The sequence below is a fragment of the Kocuria sp. WN036 genome, assembly GCF_002287015.1.
In the GTDB taxonomy this organism is placed as follows: domain Bacteria; phylum Actinomycetota; class Actinomycetes; order Actinomycetales; family Micrococcaceae; genus Kocuria; species Kocuria rosea.
This window is the reverse complement of sequence record NZ_NSKF01000062.1, coordinates 1-2,852: the sequence shown is the minus strand read 5'-3', so window position 1 is coordinate 2,852 and position 2,852 is coordinate 1. Positions and strand designations below refer to the sequence as shown.

The 2,852-nt window shown below is 75.4% G+C and carries 3 protein-coding genes; all 3 read right to left on the bottom strand.

The genetic code is table 11. The annotated features are described in order from the left end of the window. Positions 1-835: L-threonylcarbamoyladenylate synthase (locus tag CK505_RS17995; RefSeq protein WP_369680095.1), on the bottom strand; the 835-nt coding region annotated here is incomplete at its 3' end. After that, positions 832-1,731: a peptide chain release factor N(5)-glutamine methyltransferase gene (prmC, locus tag CK505_RS17990; RefSeq protein WP_095651911.1), complete on the bottom strand. Its 900-nt coding sequence runs from the start codon at positions 1,729-1,731 to the stop codon at positions 832-834. The genes CK505_RS17995 and prmC, both read right to left, overlap by 4 nt. A 14-nt stretch (positions 1,732-1,745) precedes the next feature. Next, the gene (gene prfA, locus CK505_RS17985) at positions 1,746-2,828 is read right to left on the bottom strand and encodes a peptide chain release factor 1 (protein WP_095651910.1); all 1,083 of its coding nucleotides are present in this window, start codon (positions 2,826-2,828) and stop codon (positions 1,746-1,748) included. Positions 2,829-2,852: the final 24 nt, after the last annotated feature.

Genomic DNA, 2,852 nt, shown 5'->3' with positions numbered 1-2,852 from the left:
CCGCGGGTGCGGCCGCGCCCGCCGGGTCGGCGGGCTCCGCCGCGGGCGGCACGGCCTCCGGATCGGGCTCGCTCACGGCGTGCGATCCCGAGGCCGCCGGGCGGCCGGCGCCGGGCTCCGCGGGACCCGCACCCGGCGCGGGAGCGCTGTCGAGCTCCTCGTCGCCGTCCGCCGGCACCACCGAGGGCACCACCGAGCGCAGCCGGGCCAGGCTCACGGTGCCGTGGCGCACCAGCAGCGGGGTCTCCCCCGTGCAGTCCACGATCGTGGAAGGGACCGGGTCCCGGTCGGCGGGTCCGCCGACCGGCCGCGGGCCGCCGTCCAGGTAGAGCTCCACGGAGTCCCCGAGCATGTCCACCGCGGCCCCGGCCGTCGACGCGGCCGGGTGGCCGGTGCGGTTGGCCGAGGACACGGCCAGCGGGCCGCTCTCGATGAGCAGCGCCTGGGCGAGCTCGTCGTCGGGCACCCGCAGGGCCACGGTCCCGTGGGTCTCCCCCAGGTCCCAGCCCAGCGAGGGGTGGGAGTGGAAGATCAGGGTCAGACCGCCGGGCCAGAAGGCCCGGGCCAGCGCGCGGGCGTCGTCGGAGACCTCGTCGGCCAGGCCGTCGAGCACCCCGGCGTGGGCGATGAGCACGGGCGGGGGCATGGCCCGGGACCGGCCCTTGGCGGCGAGCAGGGTCGCGACGCCCCGGGCGGAGAACGCGTTGGCCCCGATCCCGTAGACGGTGTCGGTGGGCAGGACCACGCACGCGTCGGCCGCGAGGGCGCGCGCGGCGTGCTTGAGCCCGGCGGTGCGCTGGGCGATGCTGCTGCAGTCGTAGACGGTGGAGTTCACGGCGTCCATTCTCCCATTCCGGTCGTGCGGGCGCGGCCCTGAACGGGCGTCCGGCCGGCCGTGGCCCGGTCCCGGCCCGTCAGGTCCTGGTGGCCCTCGACGTCCTCGAGGCCCGCGGCGCGGAAGGCGTGCGCCACGGCGCGGGCCTGCACCTCGGCGTGCTCCATGACGAAGAACCCCCCGGGGCGCAGCAGCCGCAGGGCCGAGGCCAGGGCCGCCCGCGGGAGGTCGAGCCCGTCCTCCCCGCCCCCGTACAGGGCGAGGTCGGGGTCGTGCTCCCGGGCCTCCGGCTCGCGCGGGACCGCGTCCGCGGGGATGTACGGCGGATTGGAGACCACCACGTCGCAACGCCCCTCGAGCTCCGGGAACGCGGTGCGCAGGTCGCCCCGGACGAGCTCCGCGCGCGTCCCGCGCAGGTTCTCGGCCGCCCAGGCGTGGGCGGTCCCGGACAGCTCCACGGCGTGCACGCGGGCCTGCGGCACCTCGTGGGCCACCGAGGCGGCGATCGCCCCGGAGCCCGTGCCCAGGTCCACCACGTGCGGGCGGTGCACGCCCGCGGCCAGCTGCTCGCGCAGCTCGTCGACCACGGCCTGCACCACGGTCTCCGTCTCGGGCCGGGGCACGAACACCCCGGGCCCGACCGCCAGCGTCAGGTAGCGGAAGTGGGCGACGCCCGTGAGGTGCTGCAGCGGGATCCGGCGGGCACGCTCGGCCACGAGCTCCGCGTACCCCGCGGGCTCGTCCCCGCCGATGATGGCTCTCGCCTCGACTTCCCCCCGGGACAGCCCGGTGAGGTGGCCGGCGAGCAGCAGCGCGTCGGTGCGCGCGGAGTCGATCCCCGCCTCGGCGAGCACCTGCTCCGCCCAGCGCACCGCCTGGCCCAGTGACCTCGTCATCCCGGGGCCCCCGCTCAGCCGTCCTGCTGGCCGATGGCCTCGAGCTGGGCCTGCTCGTCCATCTCGATGGCCGAGCGCACGACCGGCTCGAGGTCCCCCGCCATGACGTGGTCGAGGTTGTACGCCTTGTACCCGGTGCGGTGGTCGTTGATCCGGTTCTCGGGGAAGTTGTAGGTGCGGATCCGCTCCGACCGGTCCATGGTCCGGACCTGGGAGCGGCGCTGCGCGGCGTTGTCCGCGTCGATCTGCTCCTGCTGGTGGGCCAGGATGCGGGCGCGCAGCACCCGCATCGCGGCCTCGCGGTTCTGCAGCTGCGACTTCTCGTTCTGCATCGCCACCACGATGCCGGTGGGCAGGTGGGTGATGCGGACCGCGGAGTCCGTGGTGTTCACGGACTGGCCGCCGGGCCCCGAGGAGCGGTAGACGTCGATCTTCAGGTCGTTCTGGCTGATCTCGACCTCCTCGGGCTCGTCGACCTCCGGGAAGACGAGCACCGCCGCGGCGGAGGTGTGGATCCGGCCCTGCGACTCGGTGACGGGCACGCGCTGGACGCGGTGCACCCCGCCCTCGTACTTCAGCCGCGCCCACACGCCCTCGGCGGGGTCCGTGGCGTTCGACTTGATCGCCACCTGCACGTCCTTGTAGCCGCCCAGGTCGGAGTCGTTGGTCGAGATGAACTCGGTCTTCCAGCCGCGGGACTCCGCGTACTTGAGGTACATGCGCAGCAGGTCCCCGGCGAAGAGCGCGGACTCGTCGCCGCCCTCCCCCGCCTTGACCTCGAGGATCACGTTGCGCCCGTCGTCGGGGTCGCGCGGGACGAGCAGCCGGCGCAGCTTCTCGCGGGCCGCCGCGAGCTGCTCCTCGAGGGCCGGGATCTCCTCCGCGAACTCGGGCTCCTCGGCGGCGAGCTCGCGCGCCGCCCCCAGGTCCTCCTCGAGGCGGTGCACCCGGTGGTGGGCCTCGACGATGCCGTTGAGCTCGGCGTAGCGGCGCCCGAGCTTGCGCGCCCTGCCCTGCTCCGCGTGCACGGCGGGGTCGGCGAGCTGGCGCTGCAGCTCGGCGTGCTCGTCGAGCAGGGACTGGATGGGATCCGGCATGGGGCGCTCCTTCGGAGGCGGCGG

Coding starts and splice junctions, on each gene's coding strand:
- prmC (WP_095651911.1), bottom strand. CDS start 1,731: ATGACGAGGTCACTGGGCCAGGCGGTGCGCTGGGCGGAGCAGGTGCTC.
- prfA (WP_095651910.1), bottom strand. CDS start 2,828: ATGCCGGATCCCATCCAGTCCCTGCTCGACGAGCACGCCGAGCTGCAG.